Raw genomic sequence first — 19571 nt, forward strand, 5'->3', positions numbered from 1 at the left:
TAAGTATCTTTTTAAAGTACCGTATGACATTTTTAACTTATTTGTTATTTTGCTCAATACTTATTTATATAAATATGAAAGGTATAGCTATAATTGGAATAATTCGTTAGATTTACAAAACAAAAGCGCAAGCGCCTTGATCAGCCCCGACAAGCATAAGACGATCAGGAATAGAAGGTGTTTTTTACCTTCAATTCCTGATTGGCTTATGACATCGAGGGGCTAGGCGCTGGAGCTGGATGTCGTGCACTTATCCACAGTACAAGAATTTTATAATCACATAAAAAAAACAGAAAAATATGAGAACATATCTTTCTGTTTTGTCATTTCATTATCTTAAGAAAACTTTTTGTTAACTAACTGCTCATACACTCCTGCTGCTGCTTCGAAGTCATTTAGTAGAGATAAGAAAGTAGCTTGTTCACTGTTACTTAAAATACTGCCTTCTTCATATATTCCCCATATATCAGTACCACTACCACTATAATCACTTAACTTAGATGGTAAATATGGATTGATTTCCTTATTATCCTTCGTTGTTGAATCATTGACAATTAAACAATCAAATTTAGTACATAAATTTAAAAATTTATAAAAGTCAACGTACCCGTTTACGATAACATTATCCTCAAGTGGATCATTTTGAAGCTGTTCACTTAATTCATCAGGCTTAGATGTGAATACATGAATAAGCACTCTGTCTTTTACATTGTCTTTGGATAACTTAAGCCCCTCGAAAATATCATTTAAGTTTCGTTTGCTGTAGAAATTACCAAAGTACGCCAAGTTAACATGTTCCTCTGATAATAACGGGTAGTTAAACTCTTCCATATGATAATATTTATCTGGTAGTGTTGGATGTGGATCAATTATTGCTTTCTTCTTAATAACATCCTTAATTTCAGCAATTGGGAAAACATCCATCATATACTGTAACTGATTTTTGTTTGTGAAAATTAATTCATCTGCAAACACATAAGGTAAATATTCACACCAGAAAAATAGATTATTCGTATTAGGTACAGGCATTCCAGCCTTTTTCACGTTTTCTTCCATCATTTTGATGTAGTCATTATCCGTAATGTCTACGTGTCTTTTTTTCGCTTCTATATCATATAGCAATGGATCTGAGAATTCTGCAATCCATTTCGATTCTGGATGTTTCATTTTATACTGAAAGGCAAGAAAATGCGATGCTGCCCACATAGCACGGCTAAATACCTCTTTATGCACACCATTTTTTTTGACTAACTCCTCAATTTCTTTCATACCCATATCAACAAATGTTTTGATATCCTTCCAATTTGAAAAGCTTGAAGGGGATTTTATAGGTACACGAACATTGATTAAGTCATCAACCATTTTGTTTAAAGAGTAACTTTTATTTCGAACACGATCCATTGTATTATAAACAACATCTGATACTTTCCCAGCTTCTCTCATACGTTTAGCCATTACATTACCAGCAGTATCATTATATGGTGGGAAACAATAGGATACGACTAAACGTTCAACACGCTCCTGATTAATAAGATGGTAAGGGAAGTAAATGAATTTTCTACTAGCAAGCTCATCGATGATTCGATCATATTCATCAGGGTGCTCATCATAGTATTTTTTCACAAACGAACCTTGTGCATTTATTTTACGTTCAATAAAATCTCTTTTACTAAATGGAAGGTCATCAACTTCTAGGAGATTATTTAACAAGGAAATAACATCTGCACGTTGTTTTATGTTGAAGTCGAATGTCATCGCTTGACGAGAAATCGAATTTTCTCTTAATGTTCGATAGTAAACCACTTGTTTTGTAATAGGTGCTAATACATAGTTAAAATCATTTTTTACAAATAACTCTGTGAAAAATGCAATATCCTCTCCACTACGAAGTGTTTCATTGAATCGATATTTCTGTAAGTACATCGTCGGAATGAGCTTACATGCGCTGATTGTTAATACAGTATGTAATTTATAATATGCATGCTGTTTGCTTATCACTGACTTTAATATTTGTCTATTAATTGGGTTCGATGTTTGAAGTTTTCCATCTGGCTCAACATTATAAATTTGCGAAACGACAATCGTGTCTTGCTTTGCAAGTTTATACATCTCTTCTAAAAAGTTATTCGAAAAATAATCATCATCATCGATAAACGTACAATATTGACGTGATGCTAAAGCAATGCCTTTATTGCGGGCAATGGAAGCCCCTGCTTCGTCAATCGAAATCACTTTGATATTTGTTAGCTGCTTATCATCGATTAGCTGGTTAATTAGTTTCTCACTATTGTCTTTTTCCCCATTAATCACAACGATAACTTCAAATAAAGAAGGATCAAGTGTTTGGCTTGCTAATGACTCTAAGCATTTTTGAATAAGTGCTTCACCTTTATAGGTTGGCAAAATAATGCTAACGCCCTCTTCATAAAGTGGCTTCTCATTTTTTCGTATGATGTCTTCAGGTAATTCGTAACCAAGTTTTTTCGCGCGTGTAAGTCGTACCTTATTTAAACGTCTGAGTAGTTCCTCTTTCAGCATTATTTTTTACCTCTTCCAACAATTTTTTTCTTTAACGACCAATATTTTAATTGAATTCTCCCAAATCGTGAACGTTTTAAAACATTATAGCGATGTTCTAATAAAGATATTTGCCTATTCAATTCTGCAATTTTATCAGACTTTGCAATTGCTGCTGTTAATGCCTCTTCTTCTCTATTTAATAATTCAACTGTTTCGATTTGAAGCTGACGAATATACTCTTCCTTCTCAAGAACAGATAATTTCAGTTCATCTACTAAAGGTGCCTTCCTTTGAAGATCATCTGAATCCTTTTTATATTTATGATTATCTCGGATATACTGCTCTAATTGAGTTTTATACTCACGCTCAACCACTTCAAAAGCATCTTCTAATTGACGAATTGCTTGCTCCGAATAAAGTGAATCATTCTTTTCAGATGACGCTTTACAAATAACCCCTACCCATTTCCCCAGATATTCAACAGAATCTATAGAAAAATGAGCTCTTACTTGTTCAATCAATCGAGAATAATAATATGTACGTTTATGATCAATATAATCATTAATACCAAACGGCACTGTGATAATCAATTTCCCATTATGTTTTACGTGCTTACTAACTTTTTGTAAAAATGCATTCGGATCACTAATATGCTCTAGCACTTCAGTTAATAAAACTGTATCATATTGATGCTTTATTTCATCATCAGTCATAAAATTTGCAAGGCGAAAAGTAACCAATTGCTGCACAGAAGAATGCTCATTTTCAAGTTCTTTTATAGCATATTCGATTGACTCACTTGAGATATCAATTCCGTCTACTCTTTTTCCTTCACGCCCTAGTAGTATTGAAGTAATTCCTTGAGAACAGCCGATATCTAAAATGTTGTTCCCTTCTACATGTGTGACAATCCAATTAATACGTTCTCTTGTTTGTTTACTAAAATCTGTTCCCAAAGCTCCATAATAAGCTTCATTCACACGATCTATAGAAAGATTTCCCAAAATAACTCCTCCAATTAATGAACTAAAAGTATTTCTAGTTTATATATTAGTGCTTAGGCTTTGCATTTAGGTTTATTGTAATTCTTTAATAGGCTTCATTTATTATATCGAAGAAAGTCTAATTACAACAACATTAAAAAAGTTATATTCTTTGATAGGGAAAAGATTGGATAAACATAAACAAAAGCGTAAGCGCCTTGGTCAGCCCCGACAAACATAAGAAGCTTTTGAATAGAAGGCGTACTTTGCCTTCAATTCAAAAGTGGCTTATGATCTCGAGGGGCTAGGCGCTGGAGCTGGATATCCTGCGCTTATCCACAGTTCAAGAATTTTACAATTTGCTAAACATAAACAAAAGCATAAGCGCCTTGATCAGCCTCGGGCAAATAAGACGCTCTAGAATAGAAGGTGTTTTTTCACCTTCTATTCTAGAGCGTCCGCTGTTCTTTTACCTACAGAGTCGAAGCATTGCTAGATGGCGCATAACCTTTTATTCCATTATATTCAATTCTACTTCAACCATTTATTTCGTTAAATAAAATGAAATCACATGTTGCATAATAAGTAAGATAAATCTCAAATATTGTCGAACATAGACATCCATATTGCGGTATTATAAAGCGAGACTTCCATCAGTGGGGGTTTTCCTTATCCCCCACTGATGGATAGCGAGACTTATCAGGCTTTTACGGGCAGTTATCCCCCACCTTCGCCTCTTTGTGATTCACTTAAGCTTAGAGGTGGAGGTATTACTGCCCGTTAATGCGGGATAAAAAGTTATTCTTCCAATACCAAAAAACAAAATTCGACATATGCATCTGAACCTAAGAGATATCCGGTGGTTAAAACAAAGAGCACGATCGAATGGAACCATATCGTAGGCTTTTAGTCTGACCATTTTTTGAAACAGTCAGATGAGAAGGACCAAACTCTTGATAGATTCAAGCTTTATACCATGCAAAGAGGTAGGTATTTTTCAAATACCTACCTCTAGTAATTAATCATTTTGGTTGGCTATTGGTTGGAGAACAGATTCCCGGCCTATTGAAACATAATTAATCTCATGTTCCACGGCTTCTTCTAGTGAATAGCAGTTTCTCCCATCAAATACTCTTGGGGTATCCATAAGCTTTTTAAATCGATTGATTGGATACTCTTTTATGTCCTTCCATTCAGTCCCTATAAATGTTACTTCCGTTCCGCGAATAGCCTCATCAATCGATGTGCAATATTTTACACAATCACCTAGAACCTTCCTTGCGTTCTCTAAGGCAATTGGATCGTAAACAGACACGATTGATCCACTTTCAATCAATTCCTTTGCCAATACGAGTGACGCTGATTCTCTCATATCATCCGTATTTGGTTTAAAGGCTAAACCTAACAAGGCCACTCGCCTTCCTTTTAATTCTCCAACAATAGCTTTCGCTTTTTCAATTAATAATCGGGGCTGATTATTGTTTACTTTTATGACAGACTCTAACAATTCAAATTTATGCTTTACATTACCAGCTAACTGCACTAATGCTTTTGTATCCTTCGGGAAGCAAGAACCACCATAGCCGATGCCAGCCTGTAGGAACTGATTTCCTATTCTCTTATCCAAGCCAATTCCTGCTGCAACATCCTCAATATTTGCCCCCACCTTTTCACAAATCGTTGCAATTTCATTTATAAAACTAATTTTCGTTGCAAGGAATGCGTTGGAAGCATATTTAATCATTTCTGAACTTCTAATATCTGTCCTAACAATTGGAACTTTAAAAGGTGAATACAAATCTTCAATAATATCACCTGCTTGTTGATTTGCCGAACCGATAACAATACGATCACCTTCAAAGGTATCTTTTATCGCCGATCCCTCTCTCAAAAACTCAGGATTTGACACAACTTCAACTTGCAGATGAGGTGGTTTACGTGAATTAATTAACTCTTTTACTCTATCATTTGTTCCAACCGGAACGGTGCTTTTTATTGTAACAATAACCTCTTCAGTAATGTGCTCTGCTATATCCTGTGATACACTATCTATATATGACAAATTCGCTGATCCATCTGGGTTCTCTGGTGTACCAACAGCAATGATAATGACTTCTCTTTGGTTATAAGCTAATTTTGGTGAGCTTGTAAAACGAAGGTTACCTCCCTCTAGATTTTTGACAAGCATATCCTCTAAGCCCGGTTCATATATCGGGGATGCCCCACTATTTAGCATCCGGATTTTTATTTCATCTAAATCAATACAAATCACTTCATGACCTACTTCAGCTAAACATACACCCGTTACTAAACCAACATAACCCGTACCAGCCACAGTTACTTTCAAGGTAGTACCTCCTAGCTACTAGCGATTTATATGATTTCGTTCACTCATTAATTGATTTAGATAGTCTAATAAATCATTTTTTAATTCATGTCTCTCTAATGCAAAATCGATTGTCGCCTTAATAAAGCCAAGTTTATCTCCAACATCATATCTCTTACCATTAAAATGATACGCTAACATGCTTTGATTTTTTAATAAAGTGGTCAGAGCATCAGTTAATTGAATTTCTCCACCAGCACCTGGAGCTTGATTCTCTAAAACAGCAAAAATTTCTGGAGTTAAAATATACCTCCCCATGATAGCACTATTTGAAGGAGCTTGATCAATACTTGGTTTTTCAACTAGGTCTACTATATTGTATATATTTTCTTGTATTGGCTCCGTTTCATAGCTGACAATTCCATATTTAGAAACATCCGCTTCGTTAACTTTTTGCACACCTATAACTGCTTGTTCATATTGATTATAAACTTGAATAAGCTGCTTCAAACAAGGGGTCGACCCATTTGTTTGCACAATGTCATCTCCCAGCATAACAGCAAAAGGCTCATTACCGATAAAGCGCCGTGCACAATGGACGGCATGTCCAAGTCCCTTCGGCTCTTTTTGTCGTATATAATGAATATTAGCAAGCTGAGAAATACGTTGTATCTCTTCAAGAATATCCCATTTCTCTTTATGAGCTAATGTTTCTTCCAATTCATATGATTTATCAAAATGGTCCTCAATTGCTCGCTTTCCGCGGCCACTAACAATTAGAATATCTTCAATTCCAGAAGCTACTGCTTCCTCGATAATGTATTGAATAGTTGGCTTATCAACAATCGGTAGCATTTCCTTTGGTTGTGCCTTCGTCGCAGGCAAAAACCTCGTTCCTAAACCAGCTGCAGGAATAATTGCCTTTTTTATCTGCATCATTTCTCCCCCTTAAAAGTTTAGATTCTGCCCATAATTAATGTAACATTCTAAAGTTGTTTCATTCAGGGGTGCTATGTCACATATAGGATTACAAGGTTTAGATACACTAAAAGATTTCTCTTTATCTACTTATATTCATTTTATCGTACTTTATCATTAAAAAAGTAAAGCTTTTGTTAAAGTTTCATAAAGTATGTAAACATGACCATCTGTTATTCTATGAAGCTAGAACCTTAATATCGAATAAAAAAGACATGTACCTTACAAAATGTAAAGTACATGCCATTAATTAATTTATTAATTTTTGAAACGAAGGAACAAGGTCTTCATTTATTGCACCATTTCCTCCTACTAAATAAAAATGTTCAAGACTGCTGACATTTCCAGTTATGACAGGCGGCATTTCATTCGGTTTAACAAGTAAAATTGGTGCGTTGTATTTGGCTGCTAAAACCGATCCTGTTAGGGCATCCGGATAGTTCGTTCCATTAGTGAAGAAGATTCTCCTTTGATCAAGATCTACTTCCTTTAAAATTTCTACAGCAGTAGAGTATCGTTCTTCACCTGATATTCTTGTTGATATTTTTAATTTATTCTCCACTTTTGAACTAATAACTCCCGTTCCACCAACAATAATTGTTTCTTCCATTCCAGACAAGGCCTTGTTCACACTAGAAGGAATTTCCTCCTTATTGGTTAACAAAATTGGATATCCTTGACGCGCTGCATAAGGAGCGATTGCCAATGCATCTGGAAAGTTCCATCCATATGCAATAATAGCCTTCTTAGGATTACCACCAAGTTTATTAGCAATTTGCACGGACGTTTCAAAACGATCTTTGCCAGAAATTCTTTCAATTTTTAGATTTAAAGCACGTAATTCCTTTGCAACAGATTCACTAACCGCACCAGTTCCACCAAGAATAATAACTTTACCTGCTTTTAGACGAATAATTTCATTTTTTGTAACTGCATCTAGCTTATTTTTATTTGTTAATAGAATCGGAGAATCTAGTTTATACGCTAATGGTCCTCCAGCAAGAGCATCTGGAAAATCATCTCCTCTAGCAAGAACAACTGTATTCGCCGTATCCCATCCAGCCTTAGAAATTTGAACAGCTGTTTCATATCGATCTTTCCCAGAAATTCTCGAACCTATTCTATTAATATATTTAGATGCAATATATCCTTGCTTGGAACCACTTTTTACAGGGACCCAACTAAAGCGATTGGCCTTACTAACTAGATCATATTCCAACTCACCTTGGACAGAAAGAACAGATTTTGATGTAATATCCATCACCTTATTTCCTGTTGTTGGTGATTTCTGCAATCTAGTGTTCGTTGTAACTTCTACATAATCATTTTGTTGTGTATATAATTCTTTTGAATTCGTTAATGAACCGTCAAAATCATATTGCTTGTCCAAAAACTGGATATTGTTACTAGATCCACAAGTATAGTTGAAATCTTGAGGTTTGAAAGGGATTTGATCCATTTTTATTGAAATTTCGTAATTTTTTTCTAAAATTGTATATACCTTTTCCTGATATGCATTTACATTTCTTGTAATCTCAGGCTTCAAGCATTTTTCAAAAGGGCTATTCACTGGTTTAATACCATTATAAGCCATAACTGCAAAGTACCAGCTTTCTAGCTTTTCATTAGAATGATCATTTATTTTCGGTAAATCAGACCTAGAATAAAAATTCGATGCTAATCTTTTAACCCCTTCTTCGATGTTAAAAATAGCATCATTTTTTAGTCGTTCCTTATCTTTAGCGGCATATGAGGTAATTTGCATGATTCCGATCCCACCATCATCTGATATGATCGCTTCACCTTTATCATCAAATTGTTCCCAATTTCCTTTTTCTTGTGTCGCTATAGCCTTTACTATTTCTGGGGGTACTCCATATTCTTTAGCTTTCGTTGTTAATATACAATTGACTTGTTGGAAAGAAGGGTCTTTCCCTTTTTCAGGTGTGTAACCACACATACTCTCTACAGCTGATGCTGGTTTCCCTTGAATACTTAAAACAACAAGTATCGCTAGCATCATTATTACTAGTTTTAATTTCAATTTCGAGCCTCCTAAATTAATTGTTTACTATTTTTACTATAACAAAATTTTACATTAGAAATAAGGGATTTTCCTAGAATACTAAAATTTTAGTAGTTATTTTGCCCCGCGATAAAAGTCTCTAAGAACAAAAGCGCTGGTGCTGGATGTCGTGCGCTTATCCACAGTATAAGAATTTTATAGTACGCTTTAACAAAAAATAGACGATGGAATCTCCACCGTCTACTTGGCAATAAAGTATTTAATTAAAAAGTCCGCCCAAATTTTATTTCCATTATCATTGGCATCACTTTCTTCTGTTAAGTAATCATTCATTTTACTATCTTCTAAATCAGGCCAGGCTTCCCAATGATTTAAATAAGTTAGGTTATTTTGCTTCGCATATTCCTGAAGTTCTTTAACTTCCTTTGGGTAATAATTAGCTGAATATAATGGATTTGGTGGCTGGATCATGATTGTAACAGCATCATTTTCCGATTTCCATGAATCCATCATTGTTTCAATATTATCTAGAGTATTTGATAAACCAATAAGTCCATTATCTTTCAGCATGAATGGTTCAAATAATACGATATCAGGCTTTAATTCACTGACCTGCTTATACGACTTTTCTCTAACAACATCAAGTGATGTTTTTTCCCCTTCTGATATTACTGTTACTTGAAATACATTCGTACCATATGTATCTTCTAACTGCTTTGAGAGCTGAGCAGGCCAAGCTCCTTCTTCAACTGACGTCGCATTAGACCCATAGATAACAAACTGTAACGGTTGTCCCGATGTTTGTGCATCCTTAATTTTATTTTGTACACTCTCAGGTAGATTACTAAAATATACTGAAACGTCTTGATTAGCTTCTGCTTCTTTTAAAGGTTCAGTTTTAGCTACAACTGTATTCGCCACTTCTTCCCCTCGAGCAGCTATTTTATTTTTCCAATGTAGATTTCCAAATATAATTGTTCCTACACATAGAATAAGAGTTATAATGACAACAATCCTTTTCACAATAATTCCCCCAATTCCCGACAATTTCCTCTTAAAATTATACACAAAAAAGCGATATCTACAAACCAATTTCCAAACTCAGGATCATTTCCTCATTATCTTTTTATCATAATCTTCACCTAAGATTGTGGCACGCGTATAACTTATTGTCCTAAAAATAAGTTTTTTATCGGGATTGAGGAGTATATTGTCCGGTTTCTGGATTTATTGTCCGAAATGAGTATGATATCAGCGGAAATCAAAAACATTTTGACCGGACGCCATATTCAGACAAAAATCAGGTAACATTCAAGTGGTATATTTTCCCCCTTTTAGTACCACTACTTTCTAATTTCAAAGAAAAAAGCAATTTATTTGCAACAGATGTAGATTGTATATTTAAAAACTCTCTCATCTTCTGATTAGTAATCGTTGAGTCAATTAGCAAAGAATAGTCCTCGAGTGCTGAAAGATGGGCATCTTTTGATATAAAACTGCATTTGGAACATATCCATTTGCCTTTACTTCTCTTCATAGGCAGAGATTGACAGTATGAGCAAATTACTGCTTTTAAAATGTCTCCTTTGGGAATTTTGTATTGTGCAAGAATATCAATGTTTAGTGGGGTATGGTTCGTTACCATTTGCTGACTTAATTGAAAAAGTTGTTTTTCACTGAGGTAATTCTTTTTGTAATCTTGTTCAATTGACAAAATCGCAAATGGGAGCTTCGCGCTATGTATAACCTTTTTATAGATTTTTTCATTTTGAGGCGTTGTTTCAAGGATAGTTCGAGGTGAACCAATTACAACAAGTGATTGAACAGGAAGGTTTGAATGCTTGATAAGCCTCAACCATTTCCTTAACTGATAATTTTGTCGCTCCACCTGCAAAATCGGATCAGGAAATGATTCCTTCTTTTCATCCTGTATTCTTATTAGTTGGTTAAAATCACTATCAAAATAAAGTGTACCTGTAATATTTTTCACCTCTAGAATAAGGATGAATTTTTTCGAAAGAATAACAGTGTCCAATTGAAAAAAATGTGTTCCATCGTAGATCCTTACATCATGTAAGATGTGGTATTGGTGTTCAGCTAGAAATCCTAAATGGTAATCCAAGCTTTGTTCACCTCTGTATCCCGCTATTCTTTTTCCACAGTCTTCTTTAATGAGTTCGAATTTCGGATGTTCTAACAATAGTCTTCTTTGCAGCGCTTCTAATTTTTTGATGTAAAGAGGATACATTCGTGGTTTTATAATCATTTCATCAGTCCTTTGCCTTTTTTGTTCTTGATGTCTTTCGACGCCGAGATTCGTACATCCTGCTAGGCAGATAAGGGACCTATTATCCGAAAATCACTATTTATTGTCGGATTTGACCACTTTATTGTCTGATTTTCTTACTTCTTTGTCCTAAATCAGTATTATATTAGCCGAAAACACAAAATTATCAACCGTTCGACAAATAACTAACACATCACCGTAGTAAATCAACTAGAATTCTACTACAAAAAAAAGAAGGGAACCAAGTCCCCCTCTTTCTTTCTTTCTTACTTATCTATTATTCACTCTTTTTCTCTTCTGTATAAAAAGAACTATTCCACCTAGACTTATGACAATAAGTCCAACCACTAATAGGTTATAAGTTTCAGTGGCTGTATTTGGTAGTTCTCCCTTTGCATTGTTACCTTTGGCATTTTTTGAATTCTCATCTGTTTTGACTGGGTCAACAGGACCGTTTACTTCCGAAGGTGTTGGTTCTGTTGGTTCTTGCTGTTCATCCTTATCCTTTTCGATGTCTTCACCATTTCCACCCTCACTAGGCGGTGTAACTGGACCCTTGTCACTTTCTTCTAACACGAAGATAATTGGATTTTTAAGATAATCCTCTGTTCCTTTTATTTGAAACTGGAAGCTTACTTCTTCTTCGTCTTCCGTCAGGAACATGATTTCATAGTTTCCTATAGGTAGTTTAAAAATATCAAGTTCTTCATCTGAAGAATAGTCAATTAATTGACCTTGGGCATCAGAGCCACCGAAGTAATAAACATTTTCCGTTTCGTCATCGGTTCCGTGAAGGTCAAACATAGCATCAGCTTCAGGAACATCGTCTGTTTTGTACACATACATGCTTACATCCTTGACCGTACCTTCAATCGGTAAAGTTGTTACTTCTGCAAGCAGATAGCCATAATATTCATCTTCTTCGACATTGACTTCAACAATATAGTCGGTAAATGGTGATAGATTCGTAAATTGATAGCTTGTTTCATTGCTATCTAGCGCTATTTCTCCAACAGTTTCTTCTCCATCGTTCGTATAGATAGAAAGGTTGTAAGAACCTATACCTTTAGGTAACATTGGATCCCATGAAATCGAAATAGTCGTTTCTGTCACTTCATCAATGTACAGTTCTGGGTTCATATCGACTTCAGTATTAACATAAACTCCCCATTGCTTTAACTGTTCGATAACTTGGGCATTTTCAGCTTCAGTTAGATCAAGCGTAGAAATATTGTGTAACGAAACAGTTTCTAAGCTTGATAAATCAAGTAAAGGCGTTAGATTAGTAATCATTGTATCATCTAAAATCAATTCAACAAGGTTTTCAAGCTGTGCGATACTTGAGATGTCTTCAATTGGATTTCCACTGACATCTAAATGATAAAGGCTATCACTTGACGCTTTTAGTGGTGCTAGATCTTTAATGTTATTGTTTGCTAGATTAATCGAATTTAGTCTCTTTAATGATGATAACACCGAGATGTCTTGAATTTGATTGTTATTTAATGTGAGATCTTGTACCTTTTTCAAACCGCTTAAAAAGGAAAGATCCTCAAGGTTATTATTTACGATTGATAAAGAGAATAGGTTTTTTAATTCGTTTAACATTGCATAACTCTTTATTGGAGATTCCTCGATATAGATATTGGATAGCTCTTTTAGTCCTTTAAGTGGCGCTAGGTCTAGTGTAAAAGCATTGCTAGCCAAATGAAAATCGACTAAATTTGTGGCGTATTCTAAACCAGTAAGGTCTTTGATATCAGACTCATCCAAGTAAAGAAAATCAAGTTTTTCTAAATCACTTGCTCTTACGTCACGTTCAAGTCCAAACTGCTCCTTAATGAGAGCTTTCAGGTTGTCATCCTTGAATTTTACCTTGTCACCAGTTGGTTCACCCCATGTTGTTTCAGAAGTTGTACTACTTTTAACAAGCTCTTTCTTACCATTGTATGCTTTCACTTCTACTTCATACTCAGTATTTGGTGCAAGCTTGTCTATTTTCAAATCGACTTCTTCACCTGTTAACGATGTGTGAAGCTTTCCATTCACATAGACTTCATACTTTGCTATTTCTTGTTCACCATAATAATCCCAGTAAACGTGCATTGAATTTTCTGTTACCGTACCGATATATGCTTCAAACCATTCTTCTTCTTCTTCAGATCCTTCATAATCAACATATACACCACGTTGCTCAAGCTGTTCAATAACTTGACGTGCAACAGACCCTTCATTCAGATCTAACTTTTCGTTCCCATATAGTGATACATATTGAAGCTCTTCTAATTTTAGTAATACATCAATCGTTTCAAGCGCTGAAAAGGCGATATTCACATCTTTTATTTTACTAAGCTGCTGGATGTCCGTAATCGACAACAACGGATTTCCATCCGCATAAAGATATTCTAGCTGTGCTACCTTTTCTATTCCTTTAAGGCTTTTAAGATTATTATCATAAATCGATAAAAAGACGAGGTTCTTTAAAGCTGGAAGTGTTGCTAGATTCTCTAAGTTGTTTCGATCAAGAGCTAGACTATCTAGATTTTGTAAGTCTGCTAGGACAGATAAATCAGTGATACCCGTTGCCCCTAATGTAAGAGTTGTTAAATTCGTTAGTCCCTTTAATGCAGTGAAATTTGTAATCGGATTATCATCTACAGATAACTCGGTTAAATTTTTCAATGCTGCTAATGGTGTTAAATCAGTAATTCTATTTGCAGATAAACTTAATCTTTGAAGGTTTGTGGCTGCTTCAAGGCCAGATAAATCATTAATTCGTTTGCGATCAAGATAAAGCTCTTCTAGTGCCTTCATATCACTGACAAAAAGATCACGCTCTAAACCAAATTCAGCTTTAATTGCTTTTTCTAGCTGTGGATCGCCAAAGACAACTTTTTCGCCATCAGGTGTTGAGAGTGTTTTAAATGCTGAAAAGGTTTTACCGATTTGTTCACCTTTGTCGTTATACGCAACAATCTCCACGGTATATTCTGTATTTTGTTGAAGTTCATTAACTGTTAGACTAGTTGTCGATTCAGCTTGGTCAACTTTTGTTACTTTATCAGCAACTTTTACCTCGTAATAGTCTACGTCGTCCTCACCTTCGTACTCCCAGCTAATTTTCACACGTTCTTCATTAGCCTTTATTGACGTGATGTACATCTGATAACCGTCATCATGAAGGATTGATAAACCTTCACGTTCAAGTGCTTGAACCTCATCAAATAAATCAAAATAAAGATCACCGTACACGACTAATGTCGCTAAATTAGCTAGCTTTTGTAGCGGTAAAATCGTTGTAAGCTCAGTATAGCTAATATCTAATGTTTCTAGATTCGCAAGCTCCACTATTGGTTCTAAACCTTTTATTGATGAATCTGAGAGAATAAGAGTTTTTAAGTTTGTTAAATAAGTTAGAAATTGGATATTATTTCCCTCATAATCTGAAAGATCTAGATACTCTAGATTTGTTAAGGATTGCAATGCAGATGCATTTTTAATTTCATTACCTGCTAATTCAAGCTTTGTTAAATTAGTCGCCTTTTCTAAACCAGTGATATCTTTCACACCACGATAAGACACATCAAGTGTTGTTAAGCTTTCGATATCTGACACGTATATGTCATCACGTTTCAATTTTAGAGCTGCTTTTATCGCCCGTTTTAAAACTAAGTCAGGGATTGTAACAAGCTCGCCTGATGGCTCCGATGCTACTAGTTTCATCGTCTCTTTGTTTTCGGTTACTTCTTCGGTTACTTCCTCTTTTACTGCTTCTTTTACGTCTTCTCTTACTTCTTCTTTTACTTGATCTTCTACTTTTTCAATTTTAGGTGCAGCTAGAGTTGTCGTAGCCACCACTGCTTCTTTTATCATCGAGCCATTACCAAGCGCGCGAATGCTAATCGAATAGCTTTGCTCACTTTCAAGATCCTTTAGCTCATAAGATGTGACTTGTGCAACTTGATCAACAATCTTACCATCTAAAACGACCTGGTAATGATCAACATCTTGAACCGCTGACCAAGATACATTGATAGACTGGTCTGTTACGTTTTTCACTTTGACTTCGAACGGCTCTGCTACTTCTTTTACTTGTTGATAGGTTACGTTAATCGGTTCTGATTGAAGCTCAGTATCATCTGTTTTTTTCACGGCATATGAATATGTCTCACCTGAAGTCACTTGTTGATCAACTAGTTGGTACGTTCTTACAAGCTTTCCTTCAGAATCTGTTGTTGACTCGATTACTTCTACTGAAGAGATCTTAGTTTCTTCATTATTTTTTATAAGCGTAAAACTTGCTTCAGCCTGTGATGTAGAGATTGTTCTCCACTGCAGCTGAATACCATCTTCTTTACTTACTGCTGGTAAAAATGTCATACTGTCGCTAGCAGCAACAGCTGTTGGTAAAAATGGGATAAATTGAGCTAATAGTAATATAAAAACTAGTAATACAGAAACATAACGTTTAGTCAAGTTAGTCTTTCCTCCTATAATATTCAATATAATGACAAATTTCATTATAGTTTTTATTTCTGCTTCTGCCTATAGTATTTTTTAGACAAAATTCTACATAAATGAAACCTTTTAACACTACTGTTCGTCAAATAATTGGAAACAATTTTTCACAAAAAAAGATTGTGATAATAGTAGGAGAGAACTATAATCTATATAGCGTGACAATTAATTTTTCAAAAAAGGATGAAACATATATGAGAACGGAAAAAAGGATGAAGAAAAAGGTCCTCTGGATTACGTTGAGTATTATCGGTTTACTCGTTTTAGGTACAGGTGGATATGCTTTTTATCTATATAAATCTGCTGCAGATACTGTTGCTAGCATTCATGAAGATTTAAATCGAGACAAATCTGATAAACGTACGGAAGAGGTAAAGTTCTCTGAAAAGGATCCCATTTCGATCCTGTTAATGGGTGTAGATGAACGTGATGGTGATGCAGGTCGTTCTGACTCTTTAATTTTAATGACAGTCAACCCTAATACAAACTCAACCCAAATGGTAAGTATCCCACGTGATACGAGAACTGAAATTGTCGGTAAAGGAAAAGAAGACAAAATTAACCACGCCTACGCTTTTGGTGGAACAGAAATGGCCATTAACACAGTCGAACACTTTCTTGATATTCCAATTGACTACTTTGTGAAAATCAATATGGAAAGCTTCAAAGATACTGTGGATGCTGTTGGTGGTGTTGAGGTTAATAACACACTTGATTTTTCATACGGTGGATATGATTTTCCTAAAGGAATCGTTTCCTTAGATGGTGAAAAAGCATTAGCCTTCACAAGAATGCGTTATGAAGATCCACGCGGAGATTTCGGACGTCAAGAACGTCAACGTCAAATTATCGAAGCAGTTCTTAAAAAAGGTGCAAACATTTCTTCTATTACAAAGTTTGGTGATATGTTTGGTGTTGTGCGTAACAATATAACAACAAACCTTACATTTGATGAAATGTGGGCAGTCCAAGCAAATTATAAGACCGCAATCAAAAAACTTGAACAGTTCCAGGTGAAAGGTTCAGGCGATACAATTAACGGTATTTACTATTATATTGTTCCAGAGGATGAGCGCTTAACTTTATCTAATCAGCTTAAAGAACATTTGGAAATCTCTACGAATACTGCTAGTACAAATTAACTCCAAAAAGTTTCAGCTTTTACGGCTGAAACTTTTTTTATGTTCATTTTCGAATTCGGCTCCCCCTTCCTTATCCGCTACATCCTTAAAGAAAGAGTATTTTCAGTAGGCATATACAAAGAACATGCACCATATTCTTTAATGATCATTGATTTTTGGGAGGGATTTATTGTGGAATTTTCTTTTGGTTTAATTCTCTCAATCGTCATCGCAATTTTCTTAGCAATTGATGCACCGAAGCATGAACGTAGCCCATGGGTTTGGGGAATTTTAGGATTCCTTTTCGGACCAATCGTGCTTGGAATTTATCTCATTGTGACAGATCGAAAAGTGGCGGGTTGGATTATTTTAGGGGTTTGTATTTTACTTATTTTACTCTTTATTTTATTATTTGGTGTCGGTATGTTCTTTATTTTCAGTGGTGCGTGAATAACAAAAGCGCAAGCGCCTTGATCAGCCTCGGGCAAATAAGACGATCAGGAATAGAAGGTGTTTTTTACCTTCAATTCAAGAGTGGCTTAGACCCAAGAGGGGCTAGGGGCTAGGCGCTTACGCTTGCTGTCGTGCGCTTATCCACAGTATAAGAATTTTATAGTTTCCTAAAAAAAGGTCCTCTACTCATTTGATGAGTGGAGGGCCTTTTATTTTGAGGAAGATTCCCACTACTAAAACTCCCAAACAATCCGCCAACCATCATCTTCCTCAACAACATAAATATCTTGAATTACCTTAAATATGCCAAACTTACTTTTGAACGTTTGCTCGACCTCCACCCGTGTCGCATATGCAAACTCCTCTGTATCCTTGGCCATCTTCCAGTTTTGCACGTCCTCTTCTTTTCCAAGTACAAACGAGAAGGTTTCTACACCATAATGACTCATATATATGTGTGATCGCTCCGTTACGTACGCATTTTTCGAAAAACGCTCCTGCATAACTGGATGGAATAATTCCCATGCACTACCGAAGTCACCTTCTTGTTCATACTGATAAAAGGCTGCGACTACATCATTCGGATCTTGTTTACCTAGACCTGGCATTACTTTAACGATCAGTATGACCAATAGCAGCACTACTACAACGACGATAATAACGGGAAGCCTAATTTGCGATCGTCTTCTCATCCGTATACACCTCACAGCCTGTCTATTACAAGCTATGATGTTAGGTCGATGAATATTCTTTTTACTAACAATATCAGGAAATGATTCTTTTTGACTGAGAAATTGTTATAATAAGAGTCAGTAAAATAAGATAGAAGTGAGTGAATTCAATGAAGGATGGCATTACATTTATTGTTGAAATTGTTAACAATATTCATGATATATTAATCGTTATATTAAACGATATTCTAGGGCTCCAAATGACTGATAAGGACATGCATTTCTGGATTATGGGCTTTATTGGAATTTTCACCTTTGCATGTGTATTTGTCATATCTAAATGGTTATCAAAATTCCCATTTGGAATCCAACTTATCGCCTTTCTGTACACGTTAACGTTTATGGTTGTCTTGGTATTTGCGATCGAGATTCAACAGGCAATAACAAATAGAGGGAACATGGAGTTTATTGATGCGATTATTGGAATGTGGGGATTTATTGCCTTATTTTTAGTGTATGTTGGGATTGTAGCGTTTTTCATGATCATAAAATTGATCGTAGGGAAGTTTAAAAGAAACGATGATGATATAGAAATGTGAAGAGATAAAAAAGGAAGTAACTAATTAGATTTCTAGGTCTAAATAAGTTACTTCTTTTTATATGTAGCTTCATTAAAGTGCTGTCATAACCCTTTGCTTCTTAACAAAGTAGGCCCACTCTTGAAAGCCTATTTCTTTTAAACGCTTTTGTACGAGTTCAAAGTCGTCACCAATTCGTTCCGGTTTATGGGCATCTGAACCAAAGGTGACCTTGACATTGTAGAAAAGTGCTCGCTCTAATATGTCATCAGCTGGGTACCAGCCACCACAATCCTTTGTTTTTCCTGATGTATTGATCTCTATCGCAACATCTTCTTCACCAATGATCTTTAACGTTTTTTCAATCGCTTCAGTTTCAATTGCTGAAAATGCTGGGTAATATCCTTTCATCGCATCAATATGGCCTAAGATTTGAAATGCGCCGCTTTTTGCTGACTTCTGGATTAAGTCATAATATTCTTCTTTAACGATTAACTTCTCTCGTGAAGTTAATCCATCCCAACGGTCTCTTTTAAAAATGTTAACGTCCTGAACATAATGTATAGATCCAATTATGTAATCAAAAGGATGTAAAAGGTATTGATCACGGTAAATGCCAATATGATCTGGAAAGAAGTCACTTTCTACTCCTAGCAAGACGTGAATTTTATCTTGATATTTTTCTTTTAAATGAAGTACTTCTTCAATATAAGAAACAAATTCACTTTTTGCCATTGCAATTGATGGATAGAGTTGATCTTCGTCACTATAAAAATGCGGTGAGTGATCTGAAATGCCAATATAGTGTAACCCGTAGTCAATCGCTTGCTTTACATAGTCCTCGATTGTGCCAATTGCATGTCCACAGCGATGATGATGGGTGTGTAAATCAAATTTGATAGATTCCGTCATTACCCAGTGCTCCCTTCTAAAATTAGCTAGTTTGTTCTTATTTCATCATAGCTTAGATTTTTATTTTTATCCATGAAAAGAGCCCTGATGTGCCAAAATCTGGAGAAGAACAAAAGCATTGGAGTTGGACACGAAAACTAAGTCAAAAAATCTACCTATTAATACTATTACTTTAAAAACCTTTGAATCAATGAATAA

General features: G+C 35.3%; 13 protein-coding genes. 3 read left to right on the forward strand and 10 right to left on the reverse strand.

The genetic code is table 11. From position 1 onward, the window contains the following. Nucleotides 1-336 precede the first annotated feature (336 nt). From K9V48_RS11445 to K9V48_RS11480, 8 genes are all read right to left on the reverse strand, one after another. Complete coding sequence (locus K9V48_RS11445) at nucleotides 337-2538, reverse strand: glycosyltransferase (protein WP_224139130.1); 2202 nt, start codon at nucleotides 2536-2538, stop codon at nucleotides 337-339. Continuing rightward, nucleotides 2538-3524, reverse strand: a complete 987-nt coding sequence (locus K9V48_RS11450; RefSeq protein ID WP_224139131.1) for a methyltransferase domain-containing protein — start codon at nucleotides 3522-3524, stop codon at nucleotides 2538-2540. The genes K9V48_RS11445 and K9V48_RS11450 overlap by 1 nt, the downstream gene beginning before the upstream one ends. Before the next feature lie 997 nt (nucleotides 3525-4521). Further along, nucleotides 4522-5850, reverse strand: coding sequence for a UDP-glucose dehydrogenase family protein (locus tag K9V48_RS11455; RefSeq protein ID WP_224139132.1), 1329 nt, complete (start codon nucleotides 5848-5850; stop codon nucleotides 4522-4524). Nucleotides 5851-5868: 18 nt separating this feature from the next. Further along, a complete protein-coding gene (galU, locus tag K9V48_RS11460; protein ID WP_308012563.1) occupies nucleotides 5869-6765 on the reverse strand; it encodes a UTP--glucose-1-phosphate uridylyltransferase GalU in 897 nt (298 codons plus the stop codon). A gap of 292 nt (nucleotides 6766-7057) precedes the next feature. Next, the gene (locus tag K9V48_RS11465) at nucleotides 7058-8851 is read right to left on the reverse strand and encodes a cell wall-binding repeat-containing protein (protein ID WP_224139134.1); all 1794 of its coding nucleotides are present in this window, start codon (nucleotides 8849-8851) and stop codon (nucleotides 7058-7060) included. A 222-nt stretch (nucleotides 8852-9073) separates the two neighbouring features. Further along, nucleotides 9074-9856: an SGNH/GDSL hydrolase family protein gene (locus tag K9V48_RS11470; RefSeq protein WP_224139135.1), complete on the reverse strand. Its 783-nt coding sequence runs from the start codon at nucleotides 9854-9856 to the stop codon at nucleotides 9074-9076. Nucleotides 9857-10133: 277 nt separating this feature from the next. Beyond that, nucleotides 10134-11099, reverse strand: coding sequence for a nuclease-related domain-containing protein (locus tag K9V48_RS11475; RefSeq protein WP_224139136.1), 966 nt, complete (start codon nucleotides 11097-11099; stop codon nucleotides 10134-10136). A 291-nt stretch (nucleotides 11100-11390) separates the two neighbouring features. Further along, on the reverse strand, nucleotides 11391-15596 hold the full coding sequence (locus K9V48_RS11480) for a leucine-rich repeat domain-containing protein (protein ID WP_224139137.1): 4206 nt from the start codon (nucleotides 15594-15596) through the stop codon (nucleotides 11391-11393). Between the two features lie 236 nt (nucleotides 15597-15832). Between K9V48_RS11480 and tagU the strand changes: the two genes are divergently transcribed. Continuing rightward, nucleotides 15833-16780 carry a polyisoprenyl-teichoic acid--peptidoglycan teichoic acid transferase TagU gene (tagU, locus tag K9V48_RS11485; protein ID WP_224139138.1) on the forward strand — a complete coding sequence of 316 codons (948 nt, stop codon included), beginning with the start codon at nucleotides 15833-15835 and terminating at the stop codon, nucleotides 16778-16780. A 171-nt stretch (nucleotides 16781-16951) separates the two neighbouring features. Then, the gene (locus K9V48_RS11490) at nucleotides 16952-17209 is read left to right on the forward strand and encodes a hypothetical protein (RefSeq protein WP_224139139.1); all 258 of its coding nucleotides are present in this window, start codon (nucleotides 16952-16954) and stop codon (nucleotides 17207-17209) included. A gap of 236 nt (nucleotides 17210-17445) precedes the next feature. On the opposite strand, the gene K9V48_RS11495 is transcribed toward K9V48_RS11490, so the two are convergent. After that, complete coding sequence (locus tag K9V48_RS11495) at nucleotides 17446-17904, reverse strand: nuclear transport factor 2 family protein (RefSeq protein WP_224139140.1); 459 nt, start codon at nucleotides 17902-17904, stop codon at nucleotides 17446-17448. Between the two features lie 149 nt (nucleotides 17905-18053). On the opposite strand from K9V48_RS11495, the gene K9V48_RS11500 reads away from it, so the two are divergent. Continuing rightward, entirely contained in the window at nucleotides 18054-18482 is a 429-nt protein-coding gene (locus K9V48_RS11500) for a hypothetical protein (protein WP_224139141.1), read from the forward strand. Nucleotides 18483-18554: 72 nt separating this feature from the next. Here K9V48_RS11500 and K9V48_RS11505 read toward each other — a convergent pair whose 3' ends face one another. After that, nucleotides 18555-19373 (reverse strand): histidinol-phosphatase, encoded by an 819-nt coding sequence (locus tag K9V48_RS11505; protein WP_224139142.1) that lies wholly within the window; start codon nucleotides 19371-19373, stop codon nucleotides 18555-18557. Nucleotides 19374-19571: the final 198 nt, after the last annotated feature.

The organism is Metabacillus rhizolycopersici (assembly GCF_020075705.1).